Source organism: Streptomyces sp. NPDC053755 (assembly GCF_040677675.1).
Lineage (GTDB): Bacteria > Actinomycetota > Actinomycetes > Streptomycetales > Streptomycetaceae > Streptomyces.
Map to the genome: position 1 here is coordinate 1 of NZ_JBFASK010000022.1, position 15219 is coordinate 15219.

Consider the following 15219-nt stretch of genomic DNA (forward strand, 5'->3'; position numbering starts at 1 on the left):
AGCCCCGCACCTTATGGTGCGGGGCTTTTCTGCGTTCAGGGGCGGGTGCGGTGCGAGGGCTTGGTGCTGCTGGTGCTGCCCTCGAATTCCGTTGTCAGGGCGGGCGGGGGCGGTGATGATCGCCGTATGAACTATGTGATCCGAGCCATCCGCGCCGACGAGTGGGAGAAGAGCCGCGAGATCCGGTTGGCCGCCCTGAGGGACCCGGTCGCGCGCATCGCCTTCCTGGACACCTACGAGGCCGCCGTCGGGCGGCCCGAGTCGTTCTGGCGGGACCGTGCGGAGGGGGCGGCCGAAGGCAGCGCGCATGCCCGGCAGTTCGTCGCGGAGGCTCCGGACGGGAGCTGGGCGGGCACGATCACGGTGCTGGTGGAGCGCCCCACGGACGACCCTCGCTTCGGTACGGCGGCGAAGGCCGACCAGACGCACATCGTGGGCGTGTACGTCCGCCCCGAGGCGCGGGGTACGGGGCTGGTCGAGCGGCTGTTCCGCGAGGGCGTGGAGTGGTCCTGGGCTCTGGCCGAGCCGTCGGTGCGGCGGGTGCGGCTGTACGTCCACGAAGAGAACGCGCGGGCGGCCGCGTTCTACCGGCGCTTCGGGTTCACGGCGAGCGGGGAGCGGGTGCCGATGCCGGGGAACGAGTCGACGTTCGAGGCGGAGTACGAGATCCGGCGGCCGGCGGGCCGCTGAGGGCCGGCCCGCGGAGGGGTGGGACGCCCGACGCCCCTCCCTGTGCGGGGTGCTCGGCTCTGGTCTGCTCTGCTCGGATCCGGCGTCTCGGTTCCGGCCTGCTCAGCTCTGGGGGAGCGGCTGCTGCCAGCGGGCCCTGGCCTGTTCGCGCGAGCGGAGGAGGACCGTGGTGGGGAGGCCCTTGTCCTGGCCGTGCGCCAGCAGGTCGGGGAGGCGGGGGATCGGGGCCACGGCGGCCACGTCGTCGAGAACGAGCGTGAGTGGTGGGTCGAGCCGACCGTCGGATGACCGTGCGGCCATGCGGCGGCCGTGCCCGACCACGCTCGCGGTGAGGGCGGTCAGCAGAGGCATCGCACCGGGACGGGTGCGGGGGTCCTCGACCGGTTCACCCACCACGTAAAGGGTGCCCCCTTCCGCGATGAATGATTCCAGCGTCAACGAATCCGTTCGATTCGGCGTGCACGCCTCGCGGATGTGGACCGAGGAGAGCGACGACAGCGCACGCGCCGTCAGCTCCTGTGCCATCTGGCGCCGTTCCGGATACGCGGTCAGCGCCGACTCCAGAAGACCGGCGTGGCCGCCGGCCGCCTTGGGGTGGGTGCGGAGGATGCGTACGGGCTCGTGCGCGCCCGTGCCCTGCGCCCAGCGGTGGATCTGCTTGAACGGGCGGTCGCCCACCGCGGCGGCGTGCAGCCAGCAGCGCAGGAGCGTTTCGGCGGTCTCGGCGACGGCGGCGTCCAGCCGGGACGGCGGGCGTACGGGGGCGAGCAGCGCGATCGAGCGTTCCTGGGCCGTGGCCGGGTCCTCGCACCGGTCGGCCGGGGACCAGTGGAGCCGGGCAGGCGTGTCGCAGAGGTGACCGGGGTCGTAGACGAGGACCGGGCCGAGCTTGCCGCGGGCGTCCTTGGTCTCGGCCCAGACGCTGGGGTCGGAGGTCACGACGAGCGCGGGGCCCTCCGCGTCCTGGACGGCCTGGAGGGCCGAGGGCCGGCGGGCTGCGGGGGAGCCGTAGACGAGGCGGGGAGCGCGGGGGGAGGGGAGGACCGGGTCGATGAGGAAGGGGCCGGTGGGGGCGGCTTGGGCGAGCGCGATCGCGGCAGAGGCAGGCTCGGGCTCGGTGGTTTCGGTGGCCTCGGTCGCTTCGGCGCGGAGGGGCTTCGCCGGGGGGACGGGCTCGACGATGACGGGCTCGACGATGACGGGCTCGACGACGACGGCCTTGTGGGCGACGGGCTCGGCGGGGGCGGTGGATTCGGCGGTGTTGTTGGCTTCGTTGGCTTCGGTATGGAGGGGCTCGCTGACGACGGGCTCCGTGGTGGCGGGCGAGGCTTGGGACGGGTGGCGCCGGTGCTCCTCCCGCGCCTCGACCGCCGCGCCTCCGGCGCGGGCGCGTCGGGCCGCCCGTACCCCTCGCCACCGCGCCAGCGTTCCCACCGCGAACACCAGGAGAACCGCCAGCACCATCAGCTCGCCGATGAACAGGCCCCAGAACAGCCCGTACCCCGACAGCTCGCCGGCCGGGGTGTCCGGCCACGCGCCCGCCAGGTCCTGTGGGCTGCCGATCAGGGCCCGGAGGGCGAACGGAGTCCTGGTGAAGGTGACCCCGGTCGGCCACGCGCCCTTCGCGAGCAGACCGGCCAGGCCGGTCGCCGTCCATGCCAGCACGCTCAGGCCGAACAGGAACCCCAGGAGCCCCACGAGCAGCCCGTCGGAGACCCCGCCTGTCCGCTGGTCCTGCGCCATGTCATGCCACCGTTGACTCGGAGGGGTCGTTCACCTGCTGCTCGATGAGGGCGGCCCGTTGCTCGGCTTCCCACTCCGCGGCGCGCAGGTCCTCGGGAAGGTCTTCCGGCCGGGAGGACTCGGTCATGGCGCGGTCGGTGTAGACGAGTGGGCGTTCCTTCTCGGTGATGAGGTGTTTGACCACCTGGACGTTGCCGTTGACGTCCCACACCGCGATGCCGGGTGTGAGGGTCGGGATGATCTCGACGGCCCAGCGGGGCAGGCCGAGGACCTTGCCGGTGGCCCGGGCCTCGTCGGCCTTCTGGGCGTAGATGGTGCGGGTCGAGGCCATCTTGAGGATGGCCGCGGCCTCCCGGGCCGCCGCTCCGTCGACCACGTCGGAGAGGTGGTGCACGACCGCCACGAAGGACAGGCCGAGCCGTCGCCCGAACTTCAGCAGCCGCTGGAAGAGCTGCGCGACGAAGGGGCTGTTGATGATGTGCCAGGCCTCCTCGACCAGGAAGATGCGCTTCTTCCGGTCGGGGCGGATCCAGGTGTGCTCCAGCCAGACGCCGACGATCGCCATGAGGATCGGCATGGCGATGGAGTTGCGGTCGATGTGGGAGAGGTCGAAGACGATCAGCGGGGCGTCGAGGTCGATGCCGACGGTCGTCGGACCGTCGAACATGCCGCGCAGGTCGCCGTCGACCAGCCGGTCCAGGACGAGCGCCACGTCCAGGCCCCAGGCCCGCACATCGTCTATGTCGACGTTCATCGCCTCGGCCGACTCCGCCTTCGGGTGGCGCAGCTGCTCGACGATGTCGGTGAGGATCGGCTGGCGGTCGGTGATGTGGTCGGTGACGTAGGCGTGGGCGACCTTGAGGGCGAAGCCGGACCGCTCGTCCAGGCCGTGGCCCATGGCGACCTCGATGATCGTACGGAGCAGGGCGAGCTGCCCGGTCGTGGTGATCGACGGGTCGAGCGGGTTGAGACGGATGCCGGAGTCGACGGCGACCATGGGGTCCAGGCGGATGGGGGTTATTCCCAGCTCCTGCGCGATGAGGTTCCATTCGCCGACGCCGTCCTCGCCCTGGGCGTCGAGGACGACGACCTGCCGGTCGCGGAAGCGGAGCTGGCGCAGGACGTACGTCTTCTCCAGGGCGGACTTGCCGTTCCCGGACTCCCCGAGGACGAGCCAGTGGGGGGCCGGGAGCTGCTGTCCGTACAGCTGGAACGGGTCGTAGATGTATCCCTTGCCGCTGTACACCTCGCGGCCGATGATGACGCCCGAGTCGCCGAGACCGGGGGCGGCCGTGGGCAGGTAGACGGCCTGGGCCTGTCCGGTCGAGGTGCGTACGGGCAGCCGTGTCGTCTCGACCTTCCCGAAGAGGAAGGAGGTGAACGCCTCGGTGAGGGCGGAGAGCGGATCTCGCATGGCACGGGCCCCTTAGCGGCTAGCGGCGGATGCCGGTCGCGAACGGCAAGGTGTTCACAAAGGCCCGGTGGTGCTCGCGGTCGCACCACTCCAGCTTCAGGTACGACTTGCCGGCGGAGGCCCTGATCGTGCGCTTGTCCCTGGCCAGGGCCTCGGGCGAACGCGACGACACAGTGATGTACCCGACGAGGTTGACGCCCGCCGCGCCGCTCGCGAGATCTTCACCCCGCTGGTCGAGCCGGCCGTGTGCGGCGATGTCGCGGGGGTCGACGGTGCGGTTCATCTTGGCCTGGCGGGAGGCCTCGGCCTCGTCGTTGGTCTTCTCGGTGAGCATGCGCTCGATGGCGACCTCGGTGGGTTCGAGGTCCATGGTGACGGCGACGGTGCGGATGACGTCCGGGGTGTGGACGAGGAGCGGGGCGAGGAAGTTGACGCCGACGGGGGTCATCGGCCACTCCTTCACCCAGGCCGTGGCGTGGCACCAGGGCGCGCGGGTGGAGGACTCGCGGGTCTTCGCCTGGAGGTACGTCGGCTCCATGGCGTCCAGCTCGGCGGGCCAGGCGTTCCGCTTCGTCATGGCCTGGATGTGGTCGATGGGGTGGTCCGGGTCGTACATGGAGTGCACGAGGGAGGAGAGCCGGGACTGTCCGAGGGGCTGGCGGACCCGGATGTCGGCCTCGGCGAGGCGGGCGCAGATGTCGGTGAGCTCGCGGGCCATGACGACGGCGAGTCCGGCGTCGCGGTCGAGCTTGCGGGCGCCGGAGGCGTGGCGGGCGGCGCGGGCCATGGCGTTCGCCTCGGCGGCGAGCTCGCGGGTGTAGTGCATGCAGGCGACGAGGTAGGCGCGGTGCTGCTCGCTGGAGGTGGAGACCATCGACTGGAGCTGCTCGTACGACTCCTGGAGCCAGCCGGGGGCGTTCGGGTCGCCGCGCTGGCCGACGTCCTTGGCGTGGGCGTCGGGGTCCGCGGGGAGGGTGCGGGCGAGCATCTGGAGGCGGGTGACGAAGCCGTCCCCGTTGGCGACGTGCTTGAGGAGCGTGCCGAAGCGGTCGACCAGTGCCTCCTGGTCCTCGCTGTCGCGCAGGCCGACGCCGGGGCCCTCGATCTCGATGGCCGCGGTGACCGTCCGCCGGTCGGCGTGGAGGAGGACGGCGATCTCGTCCGGGCCGAAGGGCGCGGACATCCAGTTGATCCTGCCGATGCCGGGGGGCGGGCCGACCTCGACCTCGCGGCCGTCGAGGCGGGTGCCGGCCTCGGCGGTGGCCGAGCGGTAGGCCGTGCCGCGCTTGAGGGAGCGCTTGTAACTGCGGTTGATCTCGAACCATTTGTAGAACGTGCGGTGCTTGTACGGGACGTAGACCGCGGCGAGCGCGAGCATGGGGAAGCCCATGAGCAGCACGATGCGCAGGGACAGGACGGGGACGATCAGACCGCTCATCATGCCGAGGAACGCGCCGGCGATGATCAGCGCGATCTCGCCCGTCTCGCGGTTCTTGCCGACGATCGCGTTCGGCCGGGCCCGGCCGATGAGATACGTGCGGCGGGGCGTGACCGGATGGGACTGGGTCGTCAACGCCCTCCACCTCCAGAGTTCTTTCGGTTGCTGTGCGGTGTGCCTGACGTGGGGCTGCTGCTACGCGGCGGGGGTGCGGCGGAGGGGACAGTTCCGCCGCCGCCCCCGCCCGAGCCCCCGCGGCTGCTGTGGGCCGCGACGCCACCGGCGAGGGGGTTGGCGGGGCGGGCGCCGCCGCTGTTGCCGCCGGACTGACCGCCTCCGCCGTCGCCGCGGGTGCTGTGGGTCTTGATGCCCTGCGAGACGAGGGAGGCGGGGGAGGAGATGACGGCGGCGGCCGCGTTCTCGCCCGAGCGGTGGAGCCGGTTGTTGCGGGAGGCGACGATCTCGTCGCCGAAGCCGGGTACGAAGCGGTAGATCATGCCGGACGCGAAGATGGCCAGCAGGATGATCGCGAGCCCGGACACGACGGCGGAGAACGAGTCGGGGCCGGTACCGGAGGAGAGCGCGCCGGCGAGCCCGAGGACGATGACGATGACGGGCTTGACGAGGATGACCGCGATCATGATCCCGGCCCAGCGGCGGACGTGGCCCCACATGTTCTTGTCCACGAGACCGGAGTAGACGACGACGCCGAGGAGGGCGCCGACGTAGAGCAGCACGGCGCGGAGGAACAGCTCCAGGTAGAGCACGCCGGCGGCGAGCACGGTCACGAGCGAGACGATGATCAGCATGATGGGCCCGCCGCCGATGTCGTCGCCCTTCTGGAGCGCTTCCTTGAAGCTCCCGAAGAAGACGTCGGTCTGCTGCCCGGTCCCGGAGGCGATGACCTCGGTGACGGCGTCGGTCGCGGAGACGACGGTGTAGAGGATCAGCGGCGTGAAGGCGGACGCGAGGACGGTCAGCCAGAGGAAGCCGATGGCCTCGGAGATGGCGGTGGTGAGGGGGACGCCGCGCATGGCCCGCTTGGCGACGGCGAGGAGCCAGAGGAGGAGGGTGAGGACGGTGGCCGCGGCGAAGACGACGGCGTAGCGGGCGAGGAAGGCGGAGTTGGTGAAGTCGACCTCGGCGGTCTCCTTCACGGCCTTGGAGAGGGCGTCGACGATGGAGACGGCGGCGTCGGCGCAGCCGCGGGCGAGGGAGGAGAGGGGGTCGAGGGCGGAGGTGGGGTCCTCGACGCGGGGGGAGCGGGCGGCGCCGTCGCCGTCCTCGCAGTAGTCCCTGGCCTGGCCGACGATGAGGTCGCACGGGTTGTCGCCCGTGCTGGGCGAGGGGGTGGGGGTCGGAGTGGGTGCCGCGTAGGCCCGCGCCGACAGCAGGACGACCGCGGTGGGCAGTGCGGCGGCCAGCGTGCCGAGCGCACGGATACGGGAACGCCGGTCAGCGGGCATAGGTGAACCCTCCGTAACCTTCGACGGCCTCGGCGATCTCGTCCGCCAGCGAGGCGCGGTTGTCGCCGTTGACCGGCGTCGGGCCCTCTGTCTGCTCCGACGAGACGATCTTCCAGTCGTTCTCCACCCACCTGAGCTTCTGGGTGATGGTGAACCAGTTGGAGGTGACCGGCTTGGTGGAGCCTTCGCCCGCCAGGCCGACGAGGCCGGTGCACCAGACGTCGACGGTGGCGGAGTCGTTCGTGAAGTCCCGCACCTTGGCGCCGACGGGGATCGTGCGCGACACGAAGGCCAGACCGACCGGGGCGGTGCCGTCCGCCTCGAGGCCGACGGCCGCCATGAAGCCGGGGGAGTAGGACGTGTCCAGCCTCGCGAGCAGACCGGTGACCACGGCGGGGTCGTGGACGGTCTCCACGATGACCCGCCGGGGTCCGGCCCGGAACATGTCGGCGGAACCGAGGGCCACGGCGTAGTTCGACGCCGCGCTCTGCGCTCCCTGTTCGTCGTGGGCGAAGCCCGTGGGGATCTGGCCCGTCCTGCCCGTCACCGGGCGGACTCCCGTCGCCGCCGTCGGTGCTCCCGCGCCCGCCGGGGCCTTGTCCGTCGAGGTGGACGAGCCGGCCGTGGGGTCGCCGTCGCCGCGGTTGGCGAAGGCGATCGCGGCGATCAGCAGGACCACCACGCCCACGACCGTGATCAGCGAGCGGGAGCTGCGCACCGGGGGGCGACGGGTGCCGCCGCCGTAGAGGTCGCCGCTGCCGCCCTCGGGGAGACGGGTACGGGTCTGGCCCGAGCCGCCGACACCGCCGCCGAAGCCGTCGTTCTCGTCGCCGAGACTCATGACGGGTACGCCCCCTCAACCGTTCGCGGGTACGACAGAAGCCGTGCTGTTCGCCGCGCGGGCGCGGTGTGGTGACTGGACATCAGGGATCGTGACCTTCGGTGGGTTAGACGGCCATCCCGTACACGATGGTGAAGAGCGTCCCCAGCGATCCGATGATGAAGACGCCGGTGAGGCCGGCCACGATCAGGCCCTTGCCCTGCTCGGCGCTGAACGTGTCCCGGAGGGCGGTCGCGCCGATGCGCTGCTTGGCCGCGCCCCAGATGGCGATGCCGAGGCAGAGCAGGATGGCCACGGCCATCACGACCTCGATCATCACCTTGGCCTCGTTGCCCAGGCTTCCGAAAGGCCCCCAGTTCGGGGCGATTCCACCGATGATGGTGGTGATGTCGCCCTTTGGCGCCGCCAGGTACATGTAACTCACCGCCCCTGTTGGGTAGTTCGTCGCCCCTGCCGGATGGCATGGGTCATCGTCCTATCTTCGCTGATGAAACCGCTCGCGTGTGACGGCTTGGCGGCTCTCTTTACCCGATCCCCGCACACTTGACCGATCTGGCCGCCTTGACCTGCGGCGGTGTGGCCGGTTTCTCTACGAAGAAGCGTATGGTCACTCTGTGTATCACGGGGTGTGACTCCGGGCAATGATTGTCGTTGTTGCACTCTTGGGGGTGTGGCGACCACGGGAAGGGGCGGCACGGTCGCGGAAAGGGGCGGGACAGCCGCGCCGCGCGTGGCCGGAGGGTTTCTGACACATCCGGTCCGTCCTTTTCGTCCACGCCCCGGGCGGCCCCCCGCCGCCTAGACTCGACGCGTGGCGGACTGCCGGGACCTCGGGGGTGTTTGACGGTGCGTAAGGCGTGGCTCGTGGGTGGCGGGGCCGTCGGGGTGTGCCTCGGCTTCGTCGCGCTGCTCGTCGTCGGTACCTACTCCGCCGCCGCCGGTCTCTTCGGGGGCGCGGGGGACGCCAAGAACGGCACCGTGGGCCTGGCCAGGGGCGCCGTGCCGGCCGCTTACCAGGGGCTGGTGCAGAAGTGGGGGAACCTCTGCCCCGCCATCAATCCGGCGCTGCTCGCGGCGCAGTTGTACCAGGAGAGCGGCTGGAACCCGAAGGTCGTGTCCCCCGCCAACGCCATGGGCATCGCGCAGTTCATCCCCGGTACCTGGGCCGGGCACGGTATCGACGGGGACAACGACGGGGACCGGGACGTCTGGGACCCGAACGACGCGATCCCGTCCGCGGCCTCGTACGACTGCGAACTCGCCGGCTATGTGAAGGACGTGCCGGGCGACCCGACGAACAACATGCTCGCCGCGTACAACGCGGGGGCGTACCGCGTCATCAAGTCCGGCGGGGTGCCCCGGATCAGCGAGACCCAGAACTACGTACGGATCATCCGCTCGCTGGAGAAGAGCTTCGCCCGGCCCGTGGGCCGGGTCGAGCCGTCCCGCCAGGCGGCCGGGGCGATCTACTACGCCCAGCAGAAACTCGGCACGCCCTACCTCTGGGGCGGTACGGGAACGGCCGCGCAGAATGGCCGATTCGATTGCTCCGGTCTCACCCAGGCCGCGTACGACAGCGTCGGGATCCGGCTGCCGCGCGTGGCCAACGACCAGTACAACGCGGGGCCCCATCCGTCGCGTGACGAACTGCTCCCCGGCGACCTCGTCTTCTTCTCGGACGACCTCACCAACTCCCGTGCCATCAGGCACGTCGGCATCTACGTCGGCGGCGGCTATATGATCGACGCGCCTCGAACGGGGGCGGTGATCCGGTTCGACAAGATCGACACGCCGGACTACTTCGGTGCCACCCGGGTCACCGCGGACGGTGCGGCGGCGCTGCCGACCAGGCCGCCGCAAGCCTGACGTGGTGTCCGGTCGAACCGGCCGAGTGGCCGGAACTCTCCGTTAAACAATGGCCCTGAGCTGCGACGACGTGTCACTCTTCGGTAACGTCGTGCTGATTCTCGGGGAAGAGCGGAACGCTCGCCTCAGGCGGTTCGTTCCCTGATCCGACCGCCCACGGTCGACTCACAGGACAAGGCAAGGGGCCGCGGCAGATGGCTGGACTCGCATCGGACGGCTCGAACCCCGATGTCGGCCTGCTTTACGACATCAACGGACTGGCCAAGGACGCGCCGCCGTGGTTCGACCGCGTCATGGAGTTCGTCGGCGAGTACGGCATCATGCTCGGCCTCGTCCTCGTCGCGCTCTGGTGCTGGGTGAGCGTCCGCCGGCGCGGCACCCTCGCCGAGTCCGTCGCCGGTGTCGTGGGCCTCGTCTGGGCCCCGCTCGCGGCCGGAGTCGCGCTCCTCGTCAACATCCCCATCCGGGGCTTCGTCGAGCGGCCGCGGCCCTTCAACGACCACCAGGGGCTCGAGGTCCTCATCGGCGGCAAGACCGACTACTCCTTCGTCAGCGACCACGCCACCATGGCGATGGCCATCGGCGTCGGACTCTTCGTCGCCCACCGCGGATTCGGCCTCGCCGCCATCGCGCTCGCCTTCGCCGAGGGCTTCTGCCGCGTCTACATGGGCGTGCACTACCCCACCGACGTCATCGGCGGCTTCGCGCTCGGCACGGCGGTGGCCCTGCTCCTCGCGCCGCTCGCCCACGCCCTGCTGACCCCGGTCGTCTCCGCCGTCGCCCGCTCGTCCTACGGCGCCCGGCTCGTCCGGTCCCGGCGCGCCGCCGAGCGCTGCCCGGTCCCCGAGACGCTCGGCATCACCGACCCCCGGATCGGCTCCGGCTCCGGCGAGAGCGACCTCGCGGCGTAGCGGGGCGAGCCGGCCGCACGGCCTACAGCTCCTCCTCCGGTGGCGCCGCCGTGTGCGCCTCGGCGTCCGTACGGGCCCGCTCGCGAGAGCGCCGGGCAGGGCCCGACCAACCGCAGCTGCACCTGGCCATCGCGAAGGAGCCGCGTTCCGTCGTGGTCGTGTGATGCGGGGCCTGCTCGTGCACACCACCACCGTACTGCGCGTGACGGGGCGCCGGGACCGTCGTTATCCGGTCGGGCGGTCCCGGCAAGCAGCGGCTCGGCGTTGGGGGTTGGCAGGCGATGGTGGTGCGGAGGTACGGACGCGGGACCGGGGCGATCGCCGTCGCCGCCGCTCTGGTCGGAGGGGCGGCCGCCGGCGGGTGCTCCGGCCCCGCCGACGCCAAGCCCGGCGGTGATCCGACGGCGGCCGTGCGGAAGGCGGCCGACGTGCTGGCCCGGGCCGGGACGTCCAAGGCGACCACCTCCATGGAGATGGCGGCGGGCGGAACCCGCGTCACCATCCGCGGCGAGGGCGGCTACGACTTCCGCAGGCGCACCGGCCGGCTGGAGGTCGTGCTGCCCAAGGACGCCGCCGGGGCCGACGAGCACCGGCCCATCACCGAACTCCTCAGCCCCGGTGCCCTGTACATGAAGAACCGCGGGGCCGGAGTGCCCGCCGACAAGTGGGTCCGCGTCGACACCACCACCCTCGACGACGGCAACCTCGTCACGGGCGGGGCCACCGACCCGGCGGCCGCCGCCGAACTCCTGCGCGGCGCGCGCGGCGTCGACTACGTCGGCGAGGTCGACCTGGCAGGGGTGAAGGTCAGCCACTACCGCGGCACCGCCGACATCGCGGCGGCCGCCCGGGCGGCCTCCCCTCAGGTGCGCGGGGCGCTCGCCGCGGCGGCGAAAGGGTTCGCCAAGGACACCGTGCCCTTCGACGCGTACCTGGACGGCGACGGGCGGCTGCGCAAGGTCCGGCACCAGTTCAGCTTCACCAACCAGGGGCGTACGGTCGCGGTCGCCTCGACCACCCTGCTGTACGCCTTCGGCACCCCCGTCGACGTACGCCTGCCGGCCCGGAAGGACATCTACGCCGGGAAGATCAAGGCGTGACGGGACGGTCGTAGGCCGCCAGGCCACCCTCAAATGGTCCGGACGTGTCATGCGCGGTGCGTGGCGCGCTCCCTACGCTGGGAGACCGACGCCGGCAGGAAGAGGTGAAAGCGCGTGGCTCCGTCCCGTACCGCGACATTGCCCACCGAGCAGGAACGCGTCGCTCTCGCCGAGATCGAGCTGTGCGGTGAGCTGATCATCGCGGCCTCGGCCGCCGACGGGGAGCGCCTCAGCGCCGACCGGATCGACGAGGTGCTGCGGGTGGCGGGCGAGCGGGCCGAGGGGCCCGGGCCCGTCGGGCGGGCGGGCACCCGGGCCGGGCGGCCCGACGAAGCCCGGCGGCCCGCCGGCCTCGGCGAGCGGGACCGCTGACCGGCCGGGGCGCGGCTCCGGCGACAGGTGCGGTCCCCGAGTGCGGCGCGGGCCGCGGCTGTCCGGGGCGCGGCTCACGCCTCAGCGTCTCCCGCTGTGCGGTGCGCGGCTCCGGCCACGGGTCAGGTTCCGGCCACGACCGCCCGGACCCGGCCCCGGTGCGCGGCGCCGGCCCCCGCCGCCCGGGTCCCCGCCCCGCATCCGTCAGGTGCGCATCATCCGGGCGATGGCCTTCGTGGCCTCCTCGACCTTCGCCTCGATCTCGTCGCCGCCCTTCAGGGCCGCGTCGGCGACGCAGTGGCGCAGGTGCTCCTCGAGCAGCTGGAGCGCGAAGGACTGCAGGGCCTTCGTGGAGGCCGAGACCTGGGTGAGTATGTCGATGCAGTAGACGTCCTCGTCGACCATCCGTTGCAGACCACGGATCTGCCCCTCGATCCGGCGGAGGCGCTTGAGGTGCTCGTCCTTCTGCTTGTGGTAGCCGTGCACGTCGTGGTCGTGGTCGGCCGGCGCGACGGTCGGCTCGACGGCCTCGGGGGTGACCTGGTCCGCCTCGGTGGTCGTCATCGCGTCCTCCCGTTGTCCAAAAGGGTGTGGATACCCCTCGTGGGTATATGGTACCGAGCCCCGCCGATCCCGGCGGGGGCCCGTGCAGATCACTGTGCCTGATGGGCGACACTGAAGGGACGCCGGTTAGCCGTGGCCGGATGATGCGCCTAGCATCAGCCTGACCGAAACCCAGCACCCCGAGGACCCCACGTGCGATTTCGTCTGACCCCCAGGGAGACGAGCTTCTACGACATGTTCGCCGCGTCCGCGGACAACATCGTCACGGGCTCGAAGCTCCTGATGGAACTGCTCGGAGCGGACTCCTCCGCCCGGGCCGAGATCGCGGAGCGGATGCGGGCAGCGGAACACGCCGGTGACGACGCCACGCACGCGATCTTCCACCAGCTGAACTCCTCTTTCATCACGCCCTTCGACCGCGAGGACATCTACAACCTCGCGTCCTCCCTCGACGACATCATGGACTTCATGGAGGAGGCCGTCGACCTGGTCGTCCTCTACAACGTCGAGGAGCTGCCCAAGGGCGTCGAGCAGCAGATCGAGGTCCTGTCGCGGGCGGCCGAGCTGACCGCCGAGGCCATGCCGCACCTGCGGACCATGGACAACCTCACCGAGTACTGGATCGAGATCAACCGGCTCGAGAACCAGGCCGACCAGATCCACCGCAAGCTGCTCGCCCACCTCTTCAACGGCAAGTACGACGCCATCGAGGTCCTCAAGCTCAAGCAGATCGTGGATGTGCTGGAAGAGGCGGCCGACGCCTTCGAGCACGTGGCGAACACGGTGGAGACCATCGCGGTCAAGGAGTCCTGAGGCTTCGTGGACACCTTCGCTCTGATCGTGACCATCGGTGTCGCGCTCGGCTTCACGTATACGAACGGCTTCCACGACTCCGCCAACGCCATCGCCACCTCCGTCTCGACCCGGGCGCTGACCCCGCGGGCGGCGCTGGCGATGGCGGCGGTGATGAACCTCGCCGGTGCGTTCCTCGGCAGCGGGGTCGCCAAGACCGTCAGTGAGGGCCTGATCGAGACGCCGCACGGCGACAAGGGGATGGGCATCCTCTTCGCCGCGCTCGTCGGCGCGATCATCTGGAACCTGGTCACCTGGTACTTCGGCCTGCCGTCGTCCTCCTCGCACGCGCTGTTCGGCGGCATGGTGGGCGCGGCGCTCGCGGGTGGCACGGAGGTCATCTGGGGCGGCGTCCTCGACAAGGTCGTCATCCCGATGTTCATCTCGCCGGTCGTCGGCCTGGTCGCCGGTTACCTGGTCATGTGCCTGATCATGTGGATCTTCCGCAAGGCCAACCCGCACAAGGCCAAGCGTGGCTTCCGTATCGCCCAGACGGTGTCGGCGGCCGGCATGGCGCTCGGTCACGGTCTGCAGGACGCCCAGAAGACGATGGGCATCGTGGTGATGGCGCTGGTCATCGCCGATGTGCAGCAGTCCGGCGACGACATCCCGGTGTGGGTGAAGATCGCCTGCGCCGTGATGCTCTCGCTCGGTACGTACGCGGGCGGCTGGCGGATCATGCGCACGCTGGGTCGCAAGATCATCGAGCTCGACCCTCCGCAGGGCTTCGCGGCGGAGACGACGGGCGCGTCCATCATGTTCGGCTCGGCGTTCCTCTTCCACGCGCCGATCTCGACGACGCACGTGATCACCTCGGCGATCATGGGCGTGGGTGCGACGAAGCGCGTGAACGCCGTGCGGTGGGGTGTCGCGAAGAACATCATCCTCGGCTGGTTCATCACGATGCCGGCCGCCGCGCTGGTGGCCGCGGTCAGCTTCTACGTCGTCCAGCTGTTCTTCGGCTGACGGCCGGCACCGAGCCGGCGAAGCCTCGCGGCGGGGCCGGCGGGCGCACACCGAACCCGGCCGGTGCGCACCGAGCGCGGCCGGTGCGGGTGGGCGCAAAGATGTGGGCCCGGCTCCCCTGTGGGGGAGCCGGGCCCTTCGCCTTGCGGTGGCACCGCCATGCAGCACCGCAGGACGCCGAGCGGCGAAGCCGCCGGTCTGCCGGCTATCCGAAGCGGCCCGAGATGTAGTCCTCGGTCGCCTGGACGCTGGGGTTGGAGAAGATGCGCTCGGTGTCGTCCAGCTCGATCAGCTTGCCGGGCTGGCCGACCGCCGCCAGGTTGAAGAAGGCCGTACGGTCGGAGACGCGCGCCGCCTGCTGCATGTTGTGCGTCACGATGACGATCGTGAAGCGCTCCTTCAGCTCGCCGATCAGGTCCTCGATCGCGAGGGTGGAGATCGGGTCGAGGGCCGAGCAGGGCTCGTCCATCAGCAGGACCTCCGGCTCGACCGCGATGGCGCGGGCGATGCACAGACGCTGCTGCTGACCGCCGGAGAGGCCGGAGCCCGGCTTGTTCAGGCGGTCCTTGACCTCGTTCCAGAGGTTCGCGCCCTTGAGGGAGCGCTCGACGATCTCGTTGAGCTGGGACTTCTTGTACGAGCCGTTGAGGCGCAGGCCCGCCGCCACGTTGTCGAAGATCGACATGGTGGGGAAGGGGTTCGGGCGCTGGAAGACCATGCCGACCGTACGGCGCACGGCGACCGGGTCGACGTGGGAGCCGTACAGGTTCTCGTCGTCCAGCATCACCTTGCCGTCGACGCGGCCACCGGGGGTGACCTCGTGCATGCGGTTCAGGGTCCGCAGGAACGTGGACTTGCCGCAGCCGGAGGGGCCGATGAAGGCCGTCACCGAGCGGGGTTCCACGGTCATGGAGATGTCGTCGATCGCCTTGTGGGCGCCGTAGTAGGCGGAGAGGCCGCTGACGTCGATTCGCTTGGCCATATCAGTTCACATCC

The 15219-nt window shown here is 70.9% G+C and carries 15 protein-coding genes; 7 read left to right on the plus strand and 8 right to left on the minus strand.

The window, feature by feature from the left end; all coding sequences use genetic code 11:
* The first annotated feature begins 126 nt into the window (after positions 1-126).
* Positions 127-690, plus strand: a complete 564-nt coding sequence (locus tag AB0K65_RS21075) for a GNAT family N-acetyltransferase (RefSeq protein ID WP_365718657.1) — start codon at positions 127-129, stop codon at positions 688-690.
* Positions 691-792: 102 nt separating this feature from the next.
* On the opposite strand, the gene AB0K65_RS21080 is transcribed toward AB0K65_RS21075, so the two are convergent.
* The 6 genes from AB0K65_RS21080 to AB0K65_RS21105 form a co-directional block, all read right to left on the minus strand.
* Entirely contained in the window at positions 793-2433 is a 1641-nt protein-coding gene (locus AB0K65_RS21080; protein WP_365718659.1) for a type IV secretory system conjugative DNA transfer family protein, read from the minus strand.
* Between the two features lies 1 nt (position 2434).
* Positions 2435-3847, minus strand: a complete 1413-nt coding sequence (locus tag AB0K65_RS21085) for an ATP-binding protein (protein WP_365718661.1) — start codon at positions 3845-3847, stop codon at positions 2435-2437.
* 19 nt (positions 3848-3866) lie between these two features.
* Positions 3867-5420 (minus strand): SCO6880 family protein, encoded by a 1554-nt coding sequence (locus tag AB0K65_RS21090; RefSeq protein WP_365718663.1) that lies wholly within the window; start codon positions 5418-5420, stop codon positions 3867-3869.
* Positions 5417-6751: a hypothetical protein gene (locus tag AB0K65_RS21095; RefSeq protein ID WP_365718665.1), complete on the minus strand. Its 1335-nt coding sequence runs from the start codon at positions 6749-6751 to the stop codon at positions 5417-5419. Before AB0K65_RS21095 ends, AB0K65_RS21090 begins: the two co-directional genes overlap by 4 nt.
* Positions 6741-7592: a hypothetical protein gene (locus AB0K65_RS21100; protein ID WP_365718667.1), complete on the minus strand. Its 852-nt coding sequence runs from the start codon at positions 7590-7592 to the stop codon at positions 6741-6743. Before AB0K65_RS21100 ends, AB0K65_RS21095 begins: the two co-directional genes overlap by 11 nt.
* A gap of 106 nt (positions 7593-7698) precedes the next feature.
* A complete protein-coding gene (locus AB0K65_RS21105) occupies positions 7699-8007 on the minus strand; it encodes a hypothetical protein (protein WP_365718875.1) in 309 nt (102 codons plus the stop codon).
* Positions 8008-8438: 431 nt separating this feature from the next.
* On the opposite strand from AB0K65_RS21105, the gene AB0K65_RS21110 reads away from it, so the two are divergent.
* The 4 genes from AB0K65_RS21110 to AB0K65_RS21125 all read left to right on the plus strand — a co-directional run bounded on the left by AB0K65_RS21110 (position 8439) and on the right by AB0K65_RS21125 (position 11841).
* Positions 8439-9458: a bifunctional lytic transglycosylase/C40 family peptidase gene (locus AB0K65_RS21110; protein ID WP_365718669.1), complete on the plus strand. Its 1020-nt coding sequence runs from the start codon at positions 8439-8441 to the stop codon at positions 9456-9458.
* Positions 9459-9652: 194 nt separating this feature from the next.
* Positions 9653-10369: a phosphatase PAP2 family protein gene (locus tag AB0K65_RS21115; RefSeq protein ID WP_365718671.1), complete on the plus strand. Its 717-nt coding sequence runs from the start codon at positions 9653-9655 to the stop codon at positions 10367-10369.
* 281 nt (positions 10370-10650) lie between these two features.
* On the plus strand, positions 10651-11469 hold the full coding sequence (locus AB0K65_RS21120; protein WP_365718673.1) for a hypothetical protein: 819 nt from the start codon (positions 10651-10653) through the stop codon (positions 11467-11469).
* Between the two features lie 114 nt (positions 11470-11583).
* Complete coding sequence (locus AB0K65_RS21125; RefSeq protein WP_365718675.1) at positions 11584-11841, plus strand: hypothetical protein; 258 nt, start codon at positions 11584-11586, stop codon at positions 11839-11841.
* Positions 11842-12045: 204 nt separating this feature from the next.
* On the opposite strand, the gene AB0K65_RS21130 is transcribed toward AB0K65_RS21125, so the two are convergent.
* Positions 12046-12405 carry a metal-sensitive transcriptional regulator gene (locus AB0K65_RS21130; protein ID WP_365718677.1) on the minus strand — a complete coding sequence of 120 codons (360 nt, stop codon included), beginning with the start codon at positions 12403-12405 and terminating at the stop codon, positions 12046-12048.
* A gap of 192 nt (positions 12406-12597) precedes the next feature.
* On the opposite strand from AB0K65_RS21130, the gene AB0K65_RS21135 reads away from it, so the two are divergent.
* Together AB0K65_RS21135 and AB0K65_RS21140 are read left to right on the plus strand one after the other, a co-directional pair.
* The gene (locus AB0K65_RS21135) at positions 12598-13218 is read left to right on the plus strand and encodes a DUF47 family protein (RefSeq protein ID WP_365718679.1); all 621 of its coding nucleotides are present in this window, start codon (positions 12598-12600) and stop codon (positions 13216-13218) included.
* Between the two features lie 6 nt (positions 13219-13224).
* Complete coding sequence (locus tag AB0K65_RS21140) at positions 13225-14223, plus strand: inorganic phosphate transporter (RefSeq protein ID WP_365718681.1); 999 nt, start codon at positions 13225-13227, stop codon at positions 14221-14223.
* 205 nt (positions 14224-14428) lie between these two features.
* On the opposite strand, the gene pstB is transcribed toward AB0K65_RS21140, so the two are convergent.
* Positions 14429-15205, minus strand: coding sequence for a phosphate ABC transporter ATP-binding protein PstB (gene pstB, locus AB0K65_RS21145; RefSeq protein ID WP_365718683.1), 777 nt, complete (start codon positions 15203-15205; stop codon positions 14429-14431).
* Positions 15206-15219: the final 14 nt, after the last annotated feature.

Bases quoted from the DNA above. Each gene is read 5' to 3' on its own strand.
- AB0K65_RS21075 (WP_365718657.1), top strand. From the start codon at position 127: ATGAACTATGTGATCCGAGCCATCCGCGCCGACGAGTGGGAGAAGAGC.
- AB0K65_RS21080 (WP_365718659.1), bottom strand. From the start codon at position 2,433: ATGGCGCAGGACCAGCGGACAGGCGGGGTCTCCGACGGGCTGCTCGTG.
- AB0K65_RS21085 (WP_365718661.1), bottom strand. From the start codon at position 3,847: ATGCGAGATCCGCTCTCCGCCCTCACCGAGGCGTTCACCTCCTTCCTC.
- AB0K65_RS21095 (WP_365718665.1), bottom strand. From the start codon at position 6,751: ATGCCCGCTGACCGGCGTTCCCGTATCCGTGCGCTCGGCACGCTGGCC.
- AB0K65_RS21100 (WP_365718667.1), bottom strand. From the start codon at position 7,592: ATGAGTCTCGGCGACGAGAACGACGGCTTCGGCGGCGGTGTCGGCGGC.
- AB0K65_RS21105 (WP_365718875.1), bottom strand. From the start codon at position 8,007: ATGTACCTGGCGGCGCCAAAGGGCGACATCACCACCATCATCGGTGGA.
- AB0K65_RS21115 (WP_365718671.1), top strand. From the start codon at position 9,653: ATGGCTGGACTCGCATCGGACGGCTCGAACCCCGATGTCGGCCTGCTT.
- AB0K65_RS21120 (WP_365718673.1), top strand. From the start codon at position 10,651: ATGGTGGTGCGGAGGTACGGACGCGGGACCGGGGCGATCGCCGTCGCC.
- AB0K65_RS21130 (WP_365718677.1), bottom strand. From the start codon at position 12,405: ATGACGACCACCGAGGCGGACCAGGTCACCCCCGAGGCCGTCGAGCCG.
- pstB (WP_365718683.1), bottom strand. From the start codon at position 15,205: ATGGCCAAGCGAATCGACGTCAGCGGCCTCTCCGCCTACTACGGCGCC.